Below are 20,213 nucleotides of genomic sequence, written 5' to 3'. Positions count from 1 at the left end.
GCATCCAGAGACGTCGTGAGGGAAAATATGAGTCGGATTTTAATTGTAGAAGATGAAGAAAACTTGGCGAAATTCGTCAGTTTAGAACTAAAGCACGAAGGTTATGATGTTGAAACGGTCTTAAACGGCCGCGAAGGCTTGGACAAGGCCTTAAACGAGGACTTCGACCTAATTTTGCTTGATTTGATGTTGCCAGAATTAAATGGCTTTGAAGTGGCCCGTCGCTTGCGTGAAGTCAAAAAGACACCAATTATCATGATGACGGCCCGTGACTCTGTGATTGATCGGGTTTCAGGTTTGGATTATGGCGCTGATGACTATGTAGTCAAGCCGTTTGCTATTGAAGAACTTTTGGCCCGCGTGCGGTCACTTTTGCGTCGAATTGATATTGAACAAAATCCAGCCGATAAATCACCTTCGATTATCCGCTTTAAGAACTTGCAATTGGAGAAAGAAAACCGGATTGCCCGTCGTGATGATCAAGTCATTAACTTGACGAAGCGCGAATACGACTTGCTGTTGTTGTTGGTTGAAAATATTAATGTCGTTCAATCACGTGAAAAGTTACTCAAAGAAGTTTGGGGCTTTGACACACAAATCGAAACGAATGTTGTCGATGTTTATATCCGTTATTTGCGTAATAAGTTGGATGACCCTGAATCAAAAACTTCTTATATCCAAACCGTTCGTGGAACGGGTTATGTAATGCGGAGCTAAGATGAGAGCAAGCAAGCAGAAAACAAAAGCTGTCTCACCGACCCTTTCAATCCAGACGTTATTGACGCTGGCCTTGTCGGTGGGGTTTTTACTATTGTTAGTCGTAATCCTATTTTGTTTGGACTTGATTTTAGGGCCAAATATTCATGGTGAAACGATTGAGAAGTTGAGCCATTGGTGGGCTTTTTTGGTCGTTGTCGCTGTGATTTGGACGATTTGCTTGTCTTGGATTTTGGCTCAATTTTTAGTGCGCCCAGTTAAAAAGTTACAAGAAACGATGCTCTCTTTTGAAGAGGACCCAGTAACAGAGCAACGAGTCAAGCCGGTTGCCTATAATAGGGAACTGAATGACTTGGGGCAGGTGCAAAACGAGACAATGGACAAGGTCCAGGGTCTTATTCACGCGCAGCAGGATTTCGTTTCAGATGTCTCGCATGAATTGCGGACACCGGTGGCCATCGTCAAGGGGCACTTGGAGTTGTTGGAACGGTGGGGAAAGGATGATCCAGAGGTCCTAGAGGATTCAATTCACTCTTCATTGTCTGAAATTTCGCGGATGGAAACCTTGGTCAACGAAATGTTGATGTTGACCCGAGCCGAAAACTTAACGGTCAGCAGTCAGCCCGAAAAGACAGAGGTGACACCAGTTTTGGAACGGGTTTACCACGACTTGCAGATGGTTCATCCTGATTTTTCTTGGACATTGGATAATGCTTTGGGGGCACCAGCTGAAGTGGCAGTTCGTTCGGATCATTTGGAGCAGCTCCTCATTATTTTGATTGATAATGCTCTGAAATATTCAACTGACCGTAAGGAGGTTCACCTAGCTTTGGCCGAATCTGGATCTTGGGTCGATATTGGCGTGCAAGATTTTGGTCAAGGAATCGCTGCTGAAGACTTGGATCGCGTTTTTGACCGCTTTTATCGTGTCGATAAGGCCCGGGTACACCAAACTGGTGGAAATGGTCTGGGTTTGAGCATCGTGAAAAAGATGGTCGCTGCCTATGGTGGCCAGGTTCAGGTTGAATCAGCGCTTGGATCCGGCTCGGTTTTCCGATTGCGCTTCCCGCTAGTTAGGGAAACAGATAACCATCAAAAAGACTGATTGGCTGATTGGCTATTAACTTCCAATTTTTAGGAAGCTGTAACCTGTTGCCAAACGAGTCTTTTTTATTTGCTTTCAGAAAAGAAAGTTTTTCGCGAACATTCTTGTTATAATATCTAAGACTAATTAAATTATTAAAAGAGGAATTTTTTCATGAAATCAGCAAAGCGGACATTCACGATTTTGTTTGTCCTGTTAGATATCTACCTAATGACCGGTGGTTACGGCGTTCATGGTCGGATGTATCGGTTTGTGTCAACACCAATTGCCCACATTTTGACGGAGATTGCCAAGTGGGTTGGTGGTGTGAACGCCATTGGTTGGGCAATTATTATCTTAACAGCGATTATTCGTTTAATTCTGTTGCCAATCTTTGTTAACCAACAAATTAACACGACAAAGTCATCATTAAAAATGCAGAAGTTGCGACCAGAATTGGAAAAGGTTCAAGCGGCTGTGAAGAGTGGCAAGACCCCAGAAGAGCAGCAAGCGGCTTCAATGGCTTCAATGACCTTGTATCGTGAAAATGGTGTTTCGATGACCGGTGGAATTTCCTGGTTAACGATGGCAATTCAATTGCCAATCTTTTCTGGTTTGTACCTGGCTATCCAACATGCCAATGGCCTGAAGACGGCTACCTTTTTTGGGTTGCCCTTGTCAAAGCCTGCCATCTTGCTGTCATTGATCGTCTTTGTGATTTATGCTGCTCAAGCATACTTGTCATTGATCCACATGCCAGCTGAGCAAAAAAAGACAGCCGGACAGATGCTGTGGATTTCACCAGTGATGATTGCGGGAATTACCCTGATTTCATCTGGGGCCTTGGGTCTTTACTTTATTGTTGGTGGAATTACCGTTGTTTTGCAAGCATTCATCGTGCATTTGCTGTATGCTAAGTTAGAGGACGATGTGAACAAGAACTTTGTTCTCAAGAAGACGGCTGATGATTTGTTGAGCCAAACGGCTTCGTCAGCTTTTGGAGCAAATCAGAGTCGTGTTCGGCCGGAAGACTTGCGACCACGAGATGTAACAGATGATGACCAGGGCCGACGAAATGCCGGTAAGCAACAACGCCGTAACGAGAAATAATTAATAAAGGACAGATAATGGAACGAATTTTATCCAAACAAAATGCCAAGGTGAAAGCTTGGGCCAAGTTAGCCACCAAAAAGGGACGGCTTGAGCAAAAGACTTACTTGCTTGATGGCTGGCACTTAGTGCAGGAGGCTATCAAAGCGGGGGCAAAGTTCCACGCGATTATGGCAACAGAAGAGCAGATGGCAGAACACTTGCCAGATGTTCCCCATGGTGTGCCGGCTTTTGAAATTTCAAAGGAAGTTGCTGCCCATATTGCTGGGTCAAAGACACCCCAGGGAATCTTTGCCGAAGTAACCTTACCCGAAAAGACTTTTGATCCGACTTATGTCCATGACGGTCTTTGGCTTTTCTTGGATGCCATCCAAGATCCAGGCAACGTTGGTACCTTAATTCGAACAGCGGATGCTGCTGGCTTTAAGGGAGTTGTTTTGGGTCAGGACACTGCTGATGCTTACGCACCGAAGGTCGTTCGTGCCATGCAGGGTTCCCACTTCCATTTGGAAGTTTTGCAAGGCGACTTGAATGACTGGATCGCTGCCTTTGAAAACAATAACTTGCCTGTTTACGGTTCTGAGTTGAACGACCAAGCCAAGCCATACCAAGAAATTCAAGGTTTGTCAGCGGGTGCCTTGATTGTTGGAAATGAGGGCCAAGGGATTAATAAAGAATTAGCCAAGCAGACAACGGCTAACCTCTACATTCCAATTTTGGGTCAAGCAGAATCATTGAACGTTGCCGTGGCTGGCGGTATTTTGATGTTCCGGCTGAGCCTTGGAAATTAAGGCAAGTTCTGCTATACTAAGAAAGATGAAATAGCGAGTGGAGGCGGTCATTGTGACGAATATTCTCACCATCCTTTTGCTGGTTGTCGGTTTTCTGTTAGTCGTGACAGTCATGATGCAGCCCAGCAAACAACAGGATGCTTTGTCAGCTTTGTCTGGTGGGGCAGCCGATTTATTTACCGAGCGAAAGTCACGCGGCTTTGAAGCCGTGCTGCGTCGGGCAACAACCATTTTGGGAGCCATTTGGTTCATTATTGCCTTGGCCTTGATGTATATTGCCGCTCATTAATTGAAAGGTCAGTTTACTTTTTTGTAGACTGATTTTTTATTTACCATTTTTAGGAGAACATTAAGAAAATAATGGAATTAAAGCAATTAAAAGAACAAATCGCGGGCTTTTTGAAGGCCAATTCAACTCAGGCCTTTACGGCACAGAATTTGGCTGATGGTCTGCGCATGAATGATGCAGCCGGCTACAGACAGGTAGTGGGGGTTTTGGACCAAATGGTCGTTGCTAAGACGGCTAAGCAGGTGGACGATGCTTACCAATACCAAGCAGTCAGCGGTGAAATTGAAGGAGAATTCAAGGCCAATGATAAAGGCTTTGGCTTTGTCCGCTATGATGAAAACTTACCTGACTACTTTATCGCCCCTGACAATACTGGACAGGCAATGCAAGGTGATACTGTTCGCGTTTCGATGGTGAAACCGGCACAGTCCGAAGACCGTGGTCCTGAGGGCCGTGTTGAAGAAATTATTGATCACGCCTACCAACGCCTTGTTGGTATTTATACGGCAGGATCGCAGCAAGAGGGTACGCTGGGCCAAATTCGTTTAAACGATAAGAAGGCTGGTTCTTACCAGGTTTTGGTGCAAAAAGCTAAAGATGGTTTAGACTTGCACGACGGTCAGGTAGTGGTGGCAGAAGTTGACCGCTTTGCTGACCGTATTCATCCCAAGCAACTCTTAGTTTCTGTGACCCAGATTTTGGGTTATGAAAACGAACCCGGCATGGACATCATGCAAATTGTTGAAAATAAGAAGGTGCCAAATCATTTCCCTGATGAGGTAATGGCTGAGGCTGATGCAATTCCAAATGAAGTTTTAGAAGAAGATTATCAGGGTCGTCAAGACATCACGGACCAACCATTGGTAACGATTGATGGTGCCGATACCAAAGATATTGACGATGCTGTTGTGGTATGGAAAAAGGATAATGGTAACTACCACCTTGGTGTCCATATTGCGGATGTTTCGCATTATGTGCGTCCAGGCTCAGCCATGGATCAGGAAGCTTACAACCGGGGAACATCTGTCTATTTGACGGACCGAGTGATTCCGATGTTGCCTCAAAAATTGTCAAACGGGATTGCTTCTTTGAACCCAGATGTCAAGCGCTTGGCGATGTCCGTGGAAATGGAAATTAACCGAGAAGGTCAGGTTGTTAACCATGAAATTAAGCAATCAGTCATTCGTTCTCATGCACGAATGACCTATACGGCTGTGAATGAAATCTTGGCCGGTGATGATCAGACTCGGGAAGAATACAGTGGTTTGACCGATATGTTTGATCAAATGGGTGAGTTACACCAAATTTTGTACCAAAAGCGTGTTCGTCGTGGTGCGATTGAATTCGATACACCAGAAGCCTCAATTGTCGTTGATGAGAATGGGAAGGCAATTGACGTGGTTGTCCGCGAACGGGGCACAGCCGAACGGATGATTGAATCATTTATGTTGGCCGCCAATGAAACTGTGGCTGAACATTACGACCGTCTGAAAGTTCCTTTCCTTTATCGGATTCACGAAGTGCCTGACCAAGAACGCGCACAGTCCTTTTTCGAGTTTACTAAGGCCTTGGGGCACCCTGTTAAGGGCGATCCGGCTAAGGTGACACCAATGATGTTACAGACTTTGATGGACCAAGTTAAAGATGATCCAGCAGAGCAAATGATTTCAACGATGATGCTGCGAGCAATGAAGCAGGCCAAGTATTCACCAGAACCACTCGGTCATTTTGGCTTGGGTGCTGATTACTATACGCACTACACTTCACCCATCCGACGTTATCCTGACTTAACAGTGCATCGTTTGATTAAGTGGTATGCCAAAAACGGAACGGGTGCTGAAGCACAAGAAAAGTATGCCTCGTCATTGGGACAAATCGGGATTGATACTTCAACCCGTGAACGTCGAGCCATCGATACGGAGCGATTGGTTGACTCAATGAAGAAGGCTGAGTACATGGAAGATAAGGTTGGCATGGAATTTGATGGTGTCGTGAATGCCGCTCTCAAGTTTGGTCTCTTTGTTTCCTTGGAAAACACAGTCGAAGGTTTGGTTCACATCTCAAACCTAACCGATGACCACTATGAGTATGATGAAAAACACGCTGCTTTAATTGGTCGGTCAAAGCACCATATTTTCCAGATTGGTCAAAAGGTAAAAATCAAGGTAATTCGTGCCAATAAGGAAGAATCAACCGTTGACTTTGTTCTCTTGAATCCTGAAGCAGCGCCAACAACTGATATTCGAGTACCGCAACAAAATCAGGGCAAGTTTGGCCGTGATCGCAATGGTCGGGGCAACCGTCGTGGTGGACAGAATAAGGGCGCTGGTCACGGCCATGGCTCTCACCAGAAGTCTAATGGTCATGGTTCCAATCATCATGCTGCTGGTGATAACCGGCATCCTGGCGAACAAAATGGCCAGAAGACGGCTGGTAGCCAACAACGTAATCGTGGTACTAATGGTCATAATGCGAATCGATCAGTTAAGCCGGGCCAAAAAAAGGGTGGCTCAAGTAACAGTAAGCATCAATTTAAGGTTAACCATCGAAAGTAAGCAGTTTTAAGATTTGCAGAAGGGAAGGCGGATGGCCAAAAAGAAAATCAAAGACGATCCAGCCCTGGCGCAAAACCGCAAGGCTCGCTTTAACTACGCAATTGAAGAAACCATGGAGGCTGGAGTTGTTTTGACTGGAACTGAAATTAAATCAGTTCGAGCCGGTCAAATTACGATTGGCGATGGATTTGTGACCGTTAATAACGGTCAAGCCATCCTCACCAACGTTCACATTGCGGCCTATGAAAATGGTAATCAATTTAATGTTGATCCTTTGCGTAACCGGGTGTTACTTTTGCACAAAAAGCAAATCGCGCGATTAAACGGATTAGCGAAGGAATCCGGGGTAACAATTGTGCCTTTAAAGGTCTACCTGAAACGTGGCTTTGCTAAGGTTTTAATTGGTGTCGGTCATGGAAAAAAGCAATATGACAAGCGACAATCGATTAAAAAGCGCGACCAGGAACGTGACTTAAATCGTCGTTTTAAAAATTAAGCATACCAGGTCTGTTCTGATGGCATTTAAGAACAGACCTGTTTTGATTAATGGTACTTTTGTTTTGATTTTATCGAAGCTTTTTAAAATATTTGATTAAAAAAACAAGAAAAAGACATTCTCTTTTCTAATTGACCCAAAGACTATTTTTGTCTATACTAGAACTGTGAATTGAGAAAAAATTCACTGCTGAAAGGAAGAAAATACGATGGGTATGATTATTATTTCAGCATTCTTTGCTTTGATAATCGGCTTGGCTGGTGGCTATTTTGTAAAACGCATCTTAGACAAGATGCGCTTAAATAACGCCAAGCAGGTTGCAGCAAACATTTTAAAACAAGCAAATGATGAAGCCAAAAGTATTAAACGGGATGCAGAAGTTGACGCCAAGGACTTGGCCCAAAAGTACCGTCATGAGGTGATTGAATCACTGTCGGGGCGGGAAAAAAAGGTTGAAGCCCAGGAAACCCGTCTGCAGGATCGGACAGATACTTTGGACCAAAAAGACGCAACTTTGAACCAGCGAGATGCTTCGCTGATTCAAAAAGAAAACCAGGTGCAAAGCCAGTTAGAAAAAGCCACAAAAAAGGCTGATGCTGCGCAGGCTACTTTGACTGCACAAGAAGAGAAGTTGCAGGAAATTGCGGCATTAACTCGAGAACAGGCGAAGGAGCAAATCCTAGCCGAAACGAGTGCTCAGTTGGATCGTGAACGAGCAGCACTGATTCAAGAGTATGAAATTGATGCTAAAAGTGAAGGCGAAAAACGGGCAAGAAACGTGGTCGTGGAAGCAATCCAGCGTTCAGCTGCTGACACTGTTTCAGATGTCACAGTTTCTGTTGTGAACTTACCTGGTGAGGAGATGAAGGGTCGAATTATTGGTCGTGAAGGCCGCAACATTCGAACGCTTGAGGCATTGACTGGAATTGATTTGATTATCGATGATACACCAGAGTCAGTCGTCTTGTCAGGGTTTGATCCCCTACGTCGCCAAATTGCTAAAAACGCCTTAGAGGCTTTGATTTCTGATGGGCGAATTAATCCAGCCAAGATTGAAGAAGCTGTTGAAAAGGCGCGTCGCCAAATGGATGAAAATATTCGTCAAAAGGGTGAAGAGGCTGTCTTTGAACTAGGACTGCGTGGCTTGCACCCAGACTTAATCAAGTTAATTGGTCGAATGAATTATCGGACATCATACGGGCAAAACGTCTTGCAACACTCAATTGAGGTAGCAAAGATCACCGGTTTGATGGCTGCCGAATTTAAAATGGATGTTGCACAAGCAAAGCGTGCTGGTCTCTTACATGATATTGGTAAGGCTGTTGATGCGGAAGTTGAAGGTTCTCACGTAGAACTAGGCGTTCGTTTAGCTGAAAAGTATCAGGAAAAACCAGTGGTTGTGAATGCCATTGCCGCCCACCACGGCGATACGGAGGCAATTTCACCACTAGCTGACTTGGTCGCAGCAGCGGATGCAATTTCCGCTGCTCGTCCGGGTGCTCGCTCGGAATCGCTGGAAAACTACGTCAAGCGTCTGACTGACCTTGAAAATATTGCGGATGGTTATCGGGGTGTCAAATCAGCCTATGCTATCCAAGCCGGTCGGGAGGTTCGTGTGATTGTTGAGCCTGCCAAAGTGACCGACATTCAAGCAACGGTTTTGGCCCATGATATTAAGGCCGAAGTCGAAGAACAACTTGAATATCCAGGTCACGTCAAGGTGACGGTTGTTCGAGAAACTAGAGCAGTTGATTACGCGCGTTAATGAAAAGCCCCTTGGGGCTTTTTCTATTTGAGGGACTAAATTCAGGTCTGAGCCTGCAATAATGGTTTAAGTCTGCTACAATAAAAACAAGTCATCTGTTCTTTAATGAAACGAGAGGAGAATCTTACTTTATGACTATTGGGGAACTTTCAATTTTAATTTTTGCCTTAGCATTTTTGCTTTTAGTTGTTTTTATCGGAATTTTTTTGTTGCGCTTAACGCGATCGGTCAGCATTTTAACAACTGATATTGATACCATCGCTCGCTCTTCTAACGAGGTTTTGGCGAACACAAATATATTGTTGGATGATGTCAACGATAAGATGGCAACGCTAGATGTTACTGTTCAGACTGCTGCTGATTTATCACAGACAGTGTCAGATTTGAATGGTTCGGTTCGTAAGGCATCGAATAACTTAGCGGGGATGGGAACAATTTCAAAGGCTGGTGCTACGTTAGCATTGTCGAAGGTTTTCGGTCTCTTCTCTAAAAAAAATAAAAAGTAACGGAGGAATTGCTATGTCAAAAGCAACGAATGGTATTTTTGCCGGTTTCTTGTTTGGCCTTGGTGTTACCGCTGCCTACAAGTTGTTGCATGAAGACCAAAAGGATGAACTTAAGCAAAAGGTTCAGGCTAAGGCCGACCAGGCCAAGCAGGCTGCTAGTCGCGTTCAAGATAATTTGGCGCCCTATGTTTCGAAAGCTAAGGAAAGTTTGGCTGCTAAGAAAGTAGAACTGGCAAATCAAGTTGTTGATCAAGAAGATCAGGACCGCAACGATATTGAAATTAGTGAACACGACTTGTCCTTAAACGATGACAAGTAAAGAAAACCACTAGGCAAGTAATTCTGCTTAGTGGTTTTCTTTTCAGTAAAATGTTGGCTGGGATAGAGTGGTCATGGGTGATTGTTTTATTTTTCAATCCTAAGTGTCCTTGAGCCCTTGACCAGCAATGAGCAGCATTTACTCTTGGGCTAATTTTTGAGCCTTTTGGGTGTTGGCGAAATGAACCTTGGCAAAGTGACTCAAATCTTTTCCTTCTTTGATGAGTTGACTAGCGACGCGGTCTGCTTCCTTACCAGCACCGATTGGTAGGTGAATACCGGCTTCTTGGCTCAGCTCGGCCATCGAAATCAGTTCGACGTAGCGGGCTAGAATTGAAGCTGCCGCCACTGCAAGATGGTAGCGCTCACCCTTGGTGCTGAAGTAGACTTGATCTGCTACGATTGGCTTTTGCTGGTTCTTTTTCAAATAGTGAAAATAAGAGTTGGGGGCTACAAATTGGTCGATTAAGAAGCCATCCGGTTTTGCAGGACTGATTTTTTTTAAGACAGTTGCCAAGACAAAGTTGTGCGAAAGAGCCTTCATTGCCACCACGTTTTGTTTACTTTGCTGTAATTGGTTGTACTTATCCGGCATCAGGTTGACGACGTGATGGGGAAGGCGGTCGATAATTTTTGGCGCGAGGTTCTTAATCTTTTCGTCGGTAAGCGTCTTAGAATCAGCGATACCGAGACTTTTGACCCAAGCATTTTGATCTTTGGGAACATAGACAGCTGCTGTTGTTAGTGGGCCAAAGTAGGCTCCGGCGCCAACTTCATCAGAACCAATGACACTCCAATTTTGAAAACCAGCAGGAAGATTTTGGCCAGGTTGATCGTGTTGAGGTCTCACCTTGACTCTTTTTTCCCCCTTTTTATTGAGGTCTAATTGCTGATTGGCCCATCGGCTAGCTTCTTGACTAGCATTTGCACCCTGGAAGAGGACTTTACCGGAATGGTAAGCTGTGATGGTTGTTTCATTTGTTTGGGCCTGAAAGAGCGCGCCAGTCGGTGCGGTTGCTTTCAGGTGACCAGCATAGTAGTCCTGACATTTTTTAATGGTTGCCTTTGACAAGGATAGTACGCTTTGCATTGAAGCCCGCTTTCTTCTTGGTAAATGGGGTAGTAACCACTTAATTATAGCAGTTTTAATGGTATAATTGACCTTATTAAGTATGTGAATTGTGCGCATTTGGTCAGGGGAGAGCCAGATAGAATTGCGCCAAAATAGGAGCTTGGAAATGATTCTTTCATTGATTTTTGTTGTTGTAATTTTTCTCATGGCCCTGTCCGGTTATCGGGAAGGTTTGGTCCATGTTTTGGCTCGTTTAGCTGTGTTTGCTTTAGTTTTTTACATGGCCACGGTTTACTCTAAGCCACTCGCTGATCTTTTTTCCAACTGGGTTTCGGGACAGTTCTCTCGTCCGGGCGTGCCAGAAGAAATTTCTCACCAAGGAACTCAGTTCTTATCATCGGGTCTGGCCTTTATGGTCGTGATGATCCTGGGCTCCTTTGTTAGCCATTATCTATTACGCCCAATTCGCTTTATCCGCCGGTTGCCAATTTTAGGGGCACTTGATGGTTTGTTGGGTGGTATCTTGTATCTGGGAATCGGAGTGGTTTTAAGCTTTGTGGTTTTGCAAGTCTTGTCGGTTGTCCCCAATGCTTGGCTGCAAATGCAGTTTAGCCAAAGTCCGATTTTAAATCAGTTTTTGAACACCATGCCGATTCTTTCGAATCAGATTTATCAATGGTGGCTTTAAATAATAAGGAACAAACAGTATGAATGAAAAAGTCTTACAGACATTAGAATATGAAAAGGTAAAAGACCAGTTATACCCCTTTATTCAGACAGAACAAGGCCGGGTCTTAGTTGACCACTTGCAACCATCTTCTGATTTTGACCAAGTGTCTGCCTGGTTGCAAGAAACCAATGAGGCTGTCTTGATTGATCGATTGAAAGGTGGCATGTTGTTGCCAGCCTTAGTGGATATTAAAGATCAGGTTCGTCGCTTGGAAATCCAGGCAAGCTTGAATGGGGCAGAGATTGTTAGTTTGGCCCAGGTGCTAACCGCCACTGCCGCGATTGTTCATTTCTTTGAAGGTATTCAGGATGATGATTTAGCTGGTTCAGTTGACCACCTGGCTGCTAAAGCAGCTAACTTGGTACTTTTGCCGGAGTTAACGGCTCAGGTCGACCAGGCCATCGATGAGACCGGCCAAGTATTGGATACTGCCTCCTCTTTGCTTTCAAGTCTGAGACGACGAATGACGGGGCATGAGAATGCTATCCGACAAAAATTACAAGGGTATACCCGGGGAAAATCAGCCCAGTATCTCTCGGAACCGATTGTCACAAAGCGGTCCGACCGCTATGTTTTGCCGGTGAAGGCCGAATACCGGCACCAAATTCCGGGTGTTGTTCATGACCAAAGTCAAAGTGGGCAAACTTATTACATTGAACCGCAAGTGGTTGTTGAATTAGCCAACGAGTGGTCAGAATTAAATGTTTTGGCTCGAGCTGAGGAAAACCGGATTTTAGCTGAACTTTCAGCTGAATTGGCCTTGCATAGTGAAGATCTGGTAACCAATGCATTGATTTTGGGCCAGTTGGATTTTGCCAATGCTAAGGCACGGTTAGCTAAAAGCCAAAATGCGCAGGCACCAGCGTTGTCAACTGACCAATCGGTTGCCTTAAACCACGCTTGGCATCCGCTGATTGGGGAAAACAAGGCTGTTAAAAACGATATCAGTCTTGGCATTGACTACCAGACATTGATTATTACCGGGCCTAACACCGGTGGAAAAACAATTACCATCAAAACGTTGGGACTCTTGCAACTGTTGGCTCAGTCGGGACTCTTTATTACGACTAGTCGGCCATCAACAGTGGCGGTCTTTGAGCAGATTTTTGCTGATATTGGGGATGAACAGTCAATTGAGCAGAACTTATCCACGTTCTCTTCACATATGGCGAACATCAAGCAAATCTTGCAGCAAACAAATGACCGCTCGTTGGTCATCTTTGATGAATTGGGAGCCGGAACAGACCCTCAAGAAGGGGCCGCCTTGGCCATGGCTATTTTGGATCGAACCCGGTCTTTGCAGGCCAAAACCATCGCCACGACCCACTATCCAGAATTGAAGCTTTACGGTTATGACCGCCCAGAAACGGAAAACGCCTCAATGGTCTTTGACGTCGAGACGCTCAAGCCAACTTACCAGCTCTTAATTGGTGTACCAGGCCAATCGAATGCCTTAGCGATTGCCAAGCGCTTAGGCTTTGACGATGAGTTGTTAGCAGATGCCCAGTCATTGGTTAATCCAGAGGACCAAAATCTGAATAAGATGATTCAGGACTTGGTTGATCAGCGCCAATTGGCCAAGGGTGAGCGAGCTGATTTGGCAAAAAAGACTGCTCAAGTTCAAAGTGAACAATCGCTCCTAGAAGAAAAGACATTAAAGTTGGAGCAAAATCAGGCCAAGGTCATGCTGGATGCCAAAAAGGAAGCCAACCACCTGGTTGCGAAAACCAAAAAAGAGGCTGACCAGTTAATTAAGGCTATTCGTAAAGAGCGCTTGGCCGGTGGCCAAAAAGCTGGTTTGTCCGAGCAGGATCTGCAAAAGCAAAAACAGGCAATTTCTTCCTTGCATCAAAGTGACCATTTGGAGAAAAATAAAATTCTCCAGAAGGCCAAAAAAGCTAAGGTGCTTGCTCCCGGGGATGATGTGGTGGTTCAATCTTATAACCAGCAGGGAACCTTGGTGAAAAAGCATAAGAAGGGTCAGTGGGAAGTTCAATTAGGCATCTTAAAGATGTTAGTTGATGAGGATGACCTCACGAAGACTGAAGCAACTGCCAAAGCTCAAAAAGAAAAGCAAAAGCAGCACCGACAAAAGGTTTCCAAGACGGCTCACAGTGGCTCAGCAACGGGCCGTGTTCAGGCGAAGCTTGACCTCCGTGGCGTGCGCTATGAGGCGGCTATTACTGATTTGGACCGATATCTGGATACGGTGGTTTTGGCCAATCTTTCCTCAGTGGAGATTATTCACGGGAAGGGGACCGGGGCATTGCGGAAGGGAGTCACTGATTTTCTCCGGTCCGACTGCCGGGTTAAGGACTTTCATTTTGCCTCCGCCAATGCCGGCGGAGATGGTGCTACAATTGTGACCTTACGCTAAGACCTGATTTTGACCAGGTTAAAAATCAGCTTTGCTGCAGGCCAATAAATGTGGTCTTGGTTGATGACAGGCGTGCTTATTCCTGATGCTAGGAATGTATTACTTAACCAGGTACCGATTACCAAAAAGAACGAGAAGGGAAGACAATATGTCTGATAAGTACCCAGCCGGAGAATTTTTATCCGCACTATTTTTATACGCACATGATTTTAACTATAACCACTTGGTCTTTGAGGCCAACCGCTTTAAAGTGTCCGTCAACCTAGTTCGTCGTTCAAATACTTATGGGAATGCAGAGCTCTTTTACGCCTCCGCGGACCCAAAGAGTTTTGCACCAGTTATGTCTGCTATTAACCAGGCCATTGAAGTTGCGGAGCTTGAGGGTGACTTGCAGGCTAAGGTGCAAACGCCAAACTTGGAGCGTAAGGAACAGATTTTCCAATTTAAACTACGTGAGTTTGGTCATGGACGTTATCAACTCGATTTATCGATTTAAGGTAGGAGGCCGATTGTGAAACAAGGGAAGTCAGCACAAATTAAAGCATTTAAACATCAAAATACAAAGCACAAGTTTCGTGAAAATAAGAAGTTAGCACCATTTGATTACAATGAATTTGCCGGTTTCTTGCGAGCACGGTTCTTTTTGACCAAGAATAACGCCTACCAGCCAGCAGTCTTTGAAGCGGCTTCATTCTTCTTGGATGACTTGATTGCCACCATGGTGCAGCAGAATTTCTCTGCCTTTACTAGTGATGAACGGGTGATTGTCAACTTAAACGAAGCGATGCAAGCCGCATTGGTCCAGTCAACTGATCGAGATTGGCGCTACTTTGTTTTGTTGACGCCAGTTTTGTATGATATCCAAGCCTTTTTGGCCAAGGAAGGGCAGGTTTCACCACGCTATGGTGTGCAAACGACTAAGTTTGATCCAAACTTTTGGAAAATGATTATGCGAACGGTAATGGCAGTTAATTACTTCCGCTTCCAGGGTCAGGATGTTGCCAAGCTGATGAACGAATCATCAGCAATTGACGACCTGCAATTTAAATTCTTAAAGCAAAATGGGGATGCCGATGACTTTGACTTGGAAACGATTCAGGAGGTCTTTCGTGGCTTAACGGTTACCTTACCTGAGTTAAAAAATGCTGATGCAAAACCTTTAACACCTGCTTTAACGGCAGACCAAGTCCAAGAAGAAATCGCTTTTGGAAAGCGGATGGTGGCAACCTTCCAAAAGACATCAACTGCTGGGGTCGTCTCGGACCAGGAAATGGATCTTTTACAGTCCCTGCATCAGGGCTTGGCTGAAAGGTTCCAGGCTGACCATCACCAATGGACGGCCAGCTTGATTGCTACCTTTATCAAAGAGAATCTCTTTGAGTATTGGCAACCTGTTTTCGACTCATTGGATGGCTTAGGAGGCGAAATCACTCGCTACCTGCAGTTCTTGGCTAGCAAGAAGGCTGTGACGAACTTTAAGAAGATGGAAGCTGGCTTGGCCGGCGTTGATCATTACTTGGATGTCGCTGCCTTGAACAAGCTTCTTGGCCAGCTAACGGTTGCTGACGTTGAAGAGCTAGTTATAGAAAAATAGACAAAAAATGCCTGTTGGTCTTCAATGAAAACCAACAGGCATTTTTAGCAGAATTATGAAAACGAGATATGGCGCAAAAGGTCTGGCATCAATTGATGAATTTGCTTCGTCTTTTGATCCTGAATTAACAAAGCACCGGCTGGTGTCTGAGATAGGACGCCATGAAAGTCCTGAATTTGTTCTTGGTCAAAGCCATAGTTCATCTGGACGTCAACGGGTTCTTGTAAATTAATGGCCAACTCTAAGCGCGTAATGAGTTCTTGACTATTTTGTTGCTGTTTCAATGGAACGACAGCAAAGTGTTCGCGTAAGCGGGCAAAAACATGCTTGCCTTGCTTAATGATTTGATTGTAATAAGTACGGTTATCAAGATTGACTTGCATGAGACCGCCTCCTCTTTCACTGTTGACTTTAGTATACGAACAAACGTTTGGTTTTGCAAGTGCTTTTCCTGGTTAAATTTTTGTTAAGAACTAGTTTGGGGTTGATTTAAAGCTGTTTTTCCTTTATTATCGTTAGGCGAACAGGCTTTCTAAATTGGCTACAGGAAGGTCAGAATTAGGCTGGAAAATGAATGACCACTTGAGGCTATCGTTGAATAATGGGAAAAATTCTGGTAAAATACAAACATTAAAGTAGATTTTGATGTTAAAGAGGAAGAGCATGACACAACGTGGTTTGTTAATCGTCCTTTCAGGCCCATCTGGTGTCGGAAAAGGAACAGTTCGTAAGGCAATCTTTGAAGATGACGGTGTGGATTTCCGTTATTCCATTTCAGCAACAACTCGTAAGCCACGAGTTGGTGAAGTGGACGGCCAGGATTACTTCTTTGTTTCCCGTGATGAATTTGAAGAAAAGATTCAGGCAGGCGACATGTTGGAATATGCCGAATATGTCGGTAATTACTATGGAACGCCACGTTCTTTCATTGATGAAACTTTAGCTTCTGGTAAGGATGTTTTCTTGGAAATCGACGTTCAAGGGGCTTTACAAGTGAAGACGAAAATGCCAGAAGGGGTTTATATTTTTCTGACTCCACCTGATATTAAAAATCTCCGCACTCGTTTAGAGGGGCGGGGGACTGATTCGCCTGAAGTCATCGACCAACGCGTTGAAGCTGCTAAGGACGAATTGAAAAAGATGATTAATTATAATTACGCCGTTGAGAATGATATCGTCGAGTTAGCCGTTGACCGAATTAAGGCAATTATTACTGCTGAACGTTTGAAGGTTAACCGGGTATTTGACCAAATTGCGGACTAAAGGAGTAGCACATGTTATTGTATCCATCAGTAGATAAGCTGTTAGAACGAGTTGATTCACGGTATAAGTTGATTGCCTTGGCTTCAAAGCGCGCCCGTGAATTGGATGCCGGGATGCCAGCAACGAAGGTTAAGTTTGATTCCAATAAATCAGTCGGACAAGCTTTAGAAGAAGTTGAGGCGGGTGATGTTGTGATTAACCCCGTTGTTCAGGACGAAGGGGAATAAGATGGTTGATTTTCCGCAGTTAGATTTGGCGGCGCAAGAGGCACAAGCCACTCTGCAAACCAACTATGGTAATATTGACCTGATTTTTTTTGCAGAACAAGCACCCAAGGCGGTTGAAAACTTTTTGACCCATGCCAAGGAAGGTTATTACGATGGCGTTATCTTTCATCGAGTGATTCCTGATTTTATGATTCAGGGGGGAGACCCTGATGGTTCTGGTCGTGGTGGTGAAAGTATTTGGGGTAAGCCCTTTGAGGATGAATTCTCAGATGACTTGTTTAACCTCCGTGGCGCTTTATCAATGGCTAATGCTGGACCAAAGACAAACGGATCACAGTTCTTCATTGTTCAGGCGAGTCATTTTCCTAAGCAAATGGAGGCAGCCCTCAAGGGATTACCTGATGAAATTCAAACTGCCTACCAAGAAAATGGGGGAACCCCATGGTTGGATGGCAAGCATACTGTCTTTGGTCAAGTTGTGGCTGGGATGGATGTTGTCGATAAGATTGCTAAGGCAAAAGCTGACTATGCTGACCGCCCAATCGATGATATTATCATTGAAAAAGTCGTCCTTCACTAAAAGTGTTGGGCGCTTTTTGCTATAATGAAGACAGTAGGAGAAAAAAGATGCCTTATAAAATTGGACAGCTAGTGACAGGAACCGTTACTGGTATTCAGCCCTATGGTGGCTTTATCAAATTAGACGAGCAAACTCAAGGTTTGGTTCATATTTCGGAGTTCAAATCAGGGATTGTCAAGGATTTGAACGGGGAATTGAAAGTCGGTGACCAGGTACAGGTGATTGTATTGGATATTGATCAGTATACTGGTAAAATTTCGCTTTCCCTTCGTCAAGTTGGCATCATGCCACTTAAAGACACGCCAATTATCAAGAACAATAGTGTGAAACGGCATTTCTGGACGAACTATCATTTGGACTACGGTTTTGAACCAATTGCTTTAGCCTTGCCAGGTTGGATTGAGGAAGCAAAGAAAAGAATTAGCTGAGGAGTACTAGATGACAATGGTAGCAGCAACGGTTATTGCATATGACCACGATATTCCCTATTTTTTAGTGCATCAAAAAGATACTGGTGATCATTTTTGGGCAGTTAAGGTTCACCATCATGAGGAGAAAACTTCTTTGGGAACAATTTTGTCCGCTTTTCAAAAGGTCGGTGTAACTAATTTTGACGATTGGCGCTTGGGTGAGCTGGCTACTGCAGTTGAAGAGGAAGGCCATGCCGAGTCATTATATTCCTTTCATGTGATTAACTATCAGGCATTACAGCAACAGTTACCGAAGGAGCTGGTCTTTAAGAGTGCGGATGAAATCCGTGAATTATTGACGACAATCCAGCCATCGACATTCACGTCTTTTGATGCTAATTGATGTTAATTGACAATTCGCTGATTAATAAAAATAACGTTCGGATTTTATCCGTTAATAAAAGGGCGAAAGAATTCATCTTTCGCCCTTTTAGAATCGATTTAAAAACATCGAGAAAACTATTGACGAGTAGTCAGGTAGGCGCTATACTAATTATTGTTCGTTACGAAGCAAAGCTGCTTCGAGCGAGGCGCTGGTTGTCAGAGATGACCGGCAGTTGATAAAAGTTCATCAGAAAGTTGTTGACAAGCTTCAACATTCCTGATAAACTAATCAAGTTGCCCTAACAAAGCAACTCAAATAACTTTCTAAATTAGTTGTTGACTTTAGGTCACAGCTGAGGTAAGATAAATGAGTTGCCCAACAAGGCATCGCACATTGAAAACTGAACAAAACTTTGAACAAACAAATCTGTAACGGTGGCTACTTGGTAAGTAGTCACAAACAAATTTGCGAAGTCAATTCGTAACAAACAATAAACGGATAGGCGTTATCGAGAGATAGCAACTAGTCAGTTTAATCGAAGAGCAATCTTCAAACTTTTAACATGAGAGTTTGATCCTGGCTCAGGATGAACGCTGGCGGCGTGCCTAATACATGCAAGTCGAACGCGCAGCGAAGAGTGCTTGCACTCTTCAAGCGAGTGGCGAACGGGTGAGTAACACGTGAATAACCTACCGAAAAGCAGGGGATAACATTTGGAAACAGATGCTAATACCGTATAAAACGTGCTGTCGCATGACAGAACGTTAAAAGGTCCGTTTGGACCACTTTTTGATGGATTCGCGGTGCATTAGTTAGTTGGTAGGGTAAAGGCCTACCAAGACAATGATGCATAGCCGAGTTGAGAGACTGACCGGCCACATTGGGACTGAGACACGGCCCAAACTCCTACGGGAGGCTGCAGTAGGGAATCTTCCACAATGGGCGCAAGCCTGATGGAGCAACGCCGCGTGTGTGATGAAGGCTTTCGGGTCGTAAAGCACTGTTGTATGGGAAGAACGGTAAGGGTAGGAAATGATCTTTACATGACGGTACCATACCAGAAAGGGACGGCTAAATACGTGCCAGCAGCCGCGGTAATACGTATGTCCCGAGCGTTATCCGGATTTATTGGGCGTAAAGCGAGCGCAGACGGTTCGATAAGTCTGAAGTGAAAGCCCACAGCTCAACTGTGGAAGTGCTTTGGAAACTGTCGAACTTGAGTGCAGTAGAGGTAAGTGGAACTCCATGTGTAGCGGTGGAATGCGTAGATATATGGAAGAACACCAGTGGCGAAGGCGGCTTACTGGACTGCAACTGACGTTGAGGCTCGAAAGTGTGGGTAGCAAACAGGATTAGATACCCTGGTAGTCCACACCGTAAACGATGAACACTAGGTGTTAGAGGGTTTCCGCCCTTTAGTGCCGAAGCTAACGCATTAAGTGTTCCGCCTGGGGAGTACGACCGCAAGGTTGAAACTCAAAGGAATTGACGGGGACCCGCACAAGCGGTGGAGCATGTGGTTTAATTCGAAGCAACGCGAAGAACCTTACCAGGTCTTGACATCCTTTGAAGGTACTAGAGATAGTGCTGTTTTCTTCGGAAACAAAGTGACAGGTGGTGCATGGCCGTCGTCAGCTCGTGTCGTGAGATGTTGGGTTAAGTCCCGCAACGAGCGCAACCCTTATGTTTAGTTGCCAGCATTCAGTTGGGCACTCTAGACAGACTGCCGGTGACAAACCGGAGGAAGGCGGGGACGACGTCAGGTCATCATGCCCCTTATGACCTGGGCTACACACGTGCTACAATGGCGTATACAACGAGCAGCGAACTCGCGAGGGTAAGCGAATCTCTTAAAGTACGTCTCAGTTCGGATTGTAGTCTGCAACTCGACTACATGAAGTCGGAATCGCTAGTAATCGCGGATCAGCATGCCGCGGTGAATAC

The 20,213-nt window shown here is 44.7% G+C and carries 21 protein-coding genes and 1 rRNA gene (1 of these 22 only partly in view); 20 read left to right on the top strand and 2 right to left on the bottom strand.

Annotation, left to right across the window (positions count from 1 at the left end; genetic code table 11):
• The first annotated feature begins 27 nt into the window (after nucleotides 1-27).
• The 10 genes from M3M36_RS02355 to M3M36_RS02310 all read left to right on the top strand — a co-directional run bounded on the left by M3M36_RS02355 (nucleotide 28) and on the right by M3M36_RS02310 (nucleotide 9,632).
• Nucleotides 28-717, top strand: coding sequence for a response regulator transcription factor (locus tag M3M36_RS02355; protein WP_047974306.1), 690 nt, complete (start codon nucleotides 28-30; stop codon nucleotides 715-717).
• Nucleotide 718: 1 nt separating this feature from the next.
• Complete coding sequence (locus M3M36_RS02350; protein ID WP_252774253.1) at nucleotides 719-1,822, top strand: sensor histidine kinase; 1,104 nt, start codon at nucleotides 719-721, stop codon at nucleotides 1,820-1,822.
• Between the two features lie 153 nt (nucleotides 1,823-1,975).
• Nucleotides 1,976-2,911 (top strand): membrane protein insertase YidC, encoded by a 936-nt coding sequence (gene yidC / locus M3M36_RS02345; RefSeq protein ID WP_252774252.1) that lies wholly within the window; start codon nucleotides 1,976-1,978, stop codon nucleotides 2,909-2,911.
• Between the two features lie 17 nt (nucleotides 2,912-2,928).
• Nucleotides 2,929-3,702: a TrmH family RNA methyltransferase gene (locus tag M3M36_RS02340; RefSeq protein ID WP_252774251.1), complete on the top strand. Its 774-nt coding sequence runs from the start codon at nucleotides 2,929-2,931 to the stop codon at nucleotides 3,700-3,702.
• A 52-nt stretch (nucleotides 3,703-3,754) separates the two neighbouring features.
• The gene (secG, locus tag M3M36_RS02335; protein WP_047974310.1) at nucleotides 3,755-3,991 is read left to right on the top strand and encodes a preprotein translocase subunit SecG; all 237 of its coding nucleotides are present in this window, start codon (nucleotides 3,755-3,757) and stop codon (nucleotides 3,989-3,991) included.
• Between the two features lie 71 nt (nucleotides 3,992-4,062).
• Nucleotides 4,063-6,546 carry a ribonuclease R gene (rnr, locus tag M3M36_RS02330; RefSeq protein ID WP_252774250.1) on the top strand — a complete coding sequence of 828 codons (2,484 nt, stop codon included), beginning with the start codon at nucleotides 4,063-4,065 and terminating at the stop codon, nucleotides 6,544-6,546.
• Nucleotides 6,547-6,577: 31 nt separating this feature from the next.
• Nucleotides 6,578-7,042 carry an SsrA-binding protein SmpB gene (smpB, locus tag M3M36_RS02325; RefSeq protein WP_252774249.1) on the top strand — a complete coding sequence of 155 codons (465 nt, stop codon included), beginning with the start codon at nucleotides 6,578-6,580 and terminating at the stop codon, nucleotides 7,040-7,042.
• A gap of 208 nt (nucleotides 7,043-7,250) precedes the next feature.
• Entirely contained in the window at nucleotides 7,251-8,807 is a 1,557-nt protein-coding gene (rny, locus tag M3M36_RS02320) for a ribonuclease Y (protein ID WP_252774248.1), read from the top strand.
• A gap of 131 nt (nucleotides 8,808-8,938) precedes the next feature.
• The gene (locus M3M36_RS02315) at nucleotides 8,939-9,313 is read left to right on the top strand and encodes a DUF948 domain-containing protein (RefSeq protein WP_252774247.1); all 375 of its coding nucleotides are present in this window, start codon (nucleotides 8,939-8,941) and stop codon (nucleotides 9,311-9,313) included.
• A 13-nt stretch (nucleotides 9,314-9,326) separates the two neighbouring features.
• A complete protein-coding gene (locus M3M36_RS02310) occupies nucleotides 9,327-9,632 on the top strand; it encodes a hypothetical protein (protein WP_252774246.1) in 306 nt (101 codons plus the stop codon).
• A 138-nt stretch (nucleotides 9,633-9,770) separates the two neighbouring features.
• Here M3M36_RS02310 and rnhC read toward each other — a convergent pair whose 3' ends face one another.
• Nucleotides 9,771-10,721, bottom strand: a complete 951-nt coding sequence (gene rnhC / locus M3M36_RS02305) for a ribonuclease HIII (RefSeq protein ID WP_252774245.1) — start codon at nucleotides 10,719-10,721, stop codon at nucleotides 9,771-9,773.
• Nucleotides 10,722-10,869: 148 nt separating this feature from the next.
• On the opposite strand from rnhC, the gene M3M36_RS02300 reads away from it, so the two are divergent.
• From M3M36_RS02300 to M3M36_RS02285, 4 genes are all read left to right on the top strand, one after another.
• Nucleotides 10,870-11,391, top strand: coding sequence for a CvpA family protein (locus M3M36_RS02300; protein ID WP_252774244.1), 522 nt, complete (start codon nucleotides 10,870-10,872; stop codon nucleotides 11,389-11,391).
• A 19-nt stretch (nucleotides 11,392-11,410) separates the two neighbouring features.
• A complete protein-coding gene (locus M3M36_RS02295) occupies nucleotides 11,411-13,810 on the top strand; it encodes an endonuclease MutS2 (RefSeq protein WP_252774243.1) in 2,400 nt (799 codons plus the stop codon).
• Nucleotides 13,811-13,958: 148 nt separating this feature from the next.
• Nucleotides 13,959-14,306 (top strand): hypothetical protein, encoded by a 348-nt coding sequence (locus tag M3M36_RS02290; protein ID WP_252774242.1) that lies wholly within the window; start codon nucleotides 13,959-13,961, stop codon nucleotides 14,304-14,306.
• 15 nt (nucleotides 14,307-14,321) lie between these two features.
• Nucleotides 14,322-15,404 carry a metaphase chromosome protein 1 gene (locus M3M36_RS02285; protein ID WP_252774241.1) on the top strand — a complete coding sequence of 361 codons (1,083 nt, stop codon included), beginning with the start codon at nucleotides 14,322-14,324 and terminating at the stop codon, nucleotides 15,402-15,404.
• Nucleotides 15,405-15,457: 53 nt separating this feature from the next.
• Here the strand turns inward: M3M36_RS02285 and M3M36_RS02280 are convergent, their stop codons facing one another.
• Nucleotides 15,458-15,787, bottom strand: a complete 330-nt coding sequence (locus M3M36_RS02280) for a hypothetical protein (protein ID WP_252774240.1) — start codon at nucleotides 15,785-15,787, stop codon at nucleotides 15,458-15,460.
• A 280-nt stretch (nucleotides 15,788-16,067) separates the two neighbouring features.
• Here M3M36_RS02280 and gmk point away from each other — a divergent pair, with 280 nt between their 5' ends.
• The 6 genes from gmk to M3M36_RS02250 form a co-directional block, all read left to right on the top strand.
• Nucleotides 16,068-16,667: a guanylate kinase gene (gmk, locus tag M3M36_RS02275; protein ID WP_252774239.1), complete on the top strand. Its 600-nt coding sequence runs from the start codon at nucleotides 16,068-16,070 to the stop codon at nucleotides 16,665-16,667.
• Nucleotides 16,668-16,678: 11 nt separating this feature from the next.
• A complete protein-coding gene (gene rpoZ, locus M3M36_RS02270; protein ID WP_252774238.1) occupies nucleotides 16,679-16,894 on the top strand; it encodes a DNA-directed RNA polymerase subunit omega in 216 nt (71 codons plus the stop codon).
• 1 nt (nucleotide 16,895) lies between these two features.
• Nucleotides 16,896-17,474: a peptidylprolyl isomerase gene (locus tag M3M36_RS02265; RefSeq protein ID WP_252774237.1), complete on the top strand. Its 579-nt coding sequence runs from the start codon at nucleotides 16,896-16,898 to the stop codon at nucleotides 17,472-17,474.
• Nucleotides 17,475-17,521: 47 nt separating this feature from the next.
• Nucleotides 17,522-17,902 carry a CvfD/Ygs/GSP13 family RNA-binding post-transcriptional regulator gene (locus tag M3M36_RS02260; protein WP_047974325.1) on the top strand — a complete coding sequence of 127 codons (381 nt, stop codon included), beginning with the start codon at nucleotides 17,522-17,524 and terminating at the stop codon, nucleotides 17,900-17,902.
• Nucleotides 17,903-17,912: 10 nt separating this feature from the next.
• Entirely contained in the window at nucleotides 17,913-18,287 is a 375-nt protein-coding gene (locus tag M3M36_RS02255) for a hypothetical protein (RefSeq protein ID WP_252774236.1), read from the top strand.
• 540 nt (nucleotides 18,288-18,827) lie between these two features.
• A 16S ribosomal RNA gene (locus M3M36_RS02250) occupies nucleotides 18,828-20,213 on the top strand; it runs 165 nt beyond the window's last position.

Source organism: Fructobacillus americanaquae, assembly GCF_024029775.1.
Taxonomy (GTDB): domain Bacteria; phylum Bacillota; class Bacilli; order Lactobacillales; family Lactobacillaceae; genus Fructobacillus; species Fructobacillus americanaquae.
This window is presented reverse-complemented; position numbering and strand designations above follow the sequence as displayed.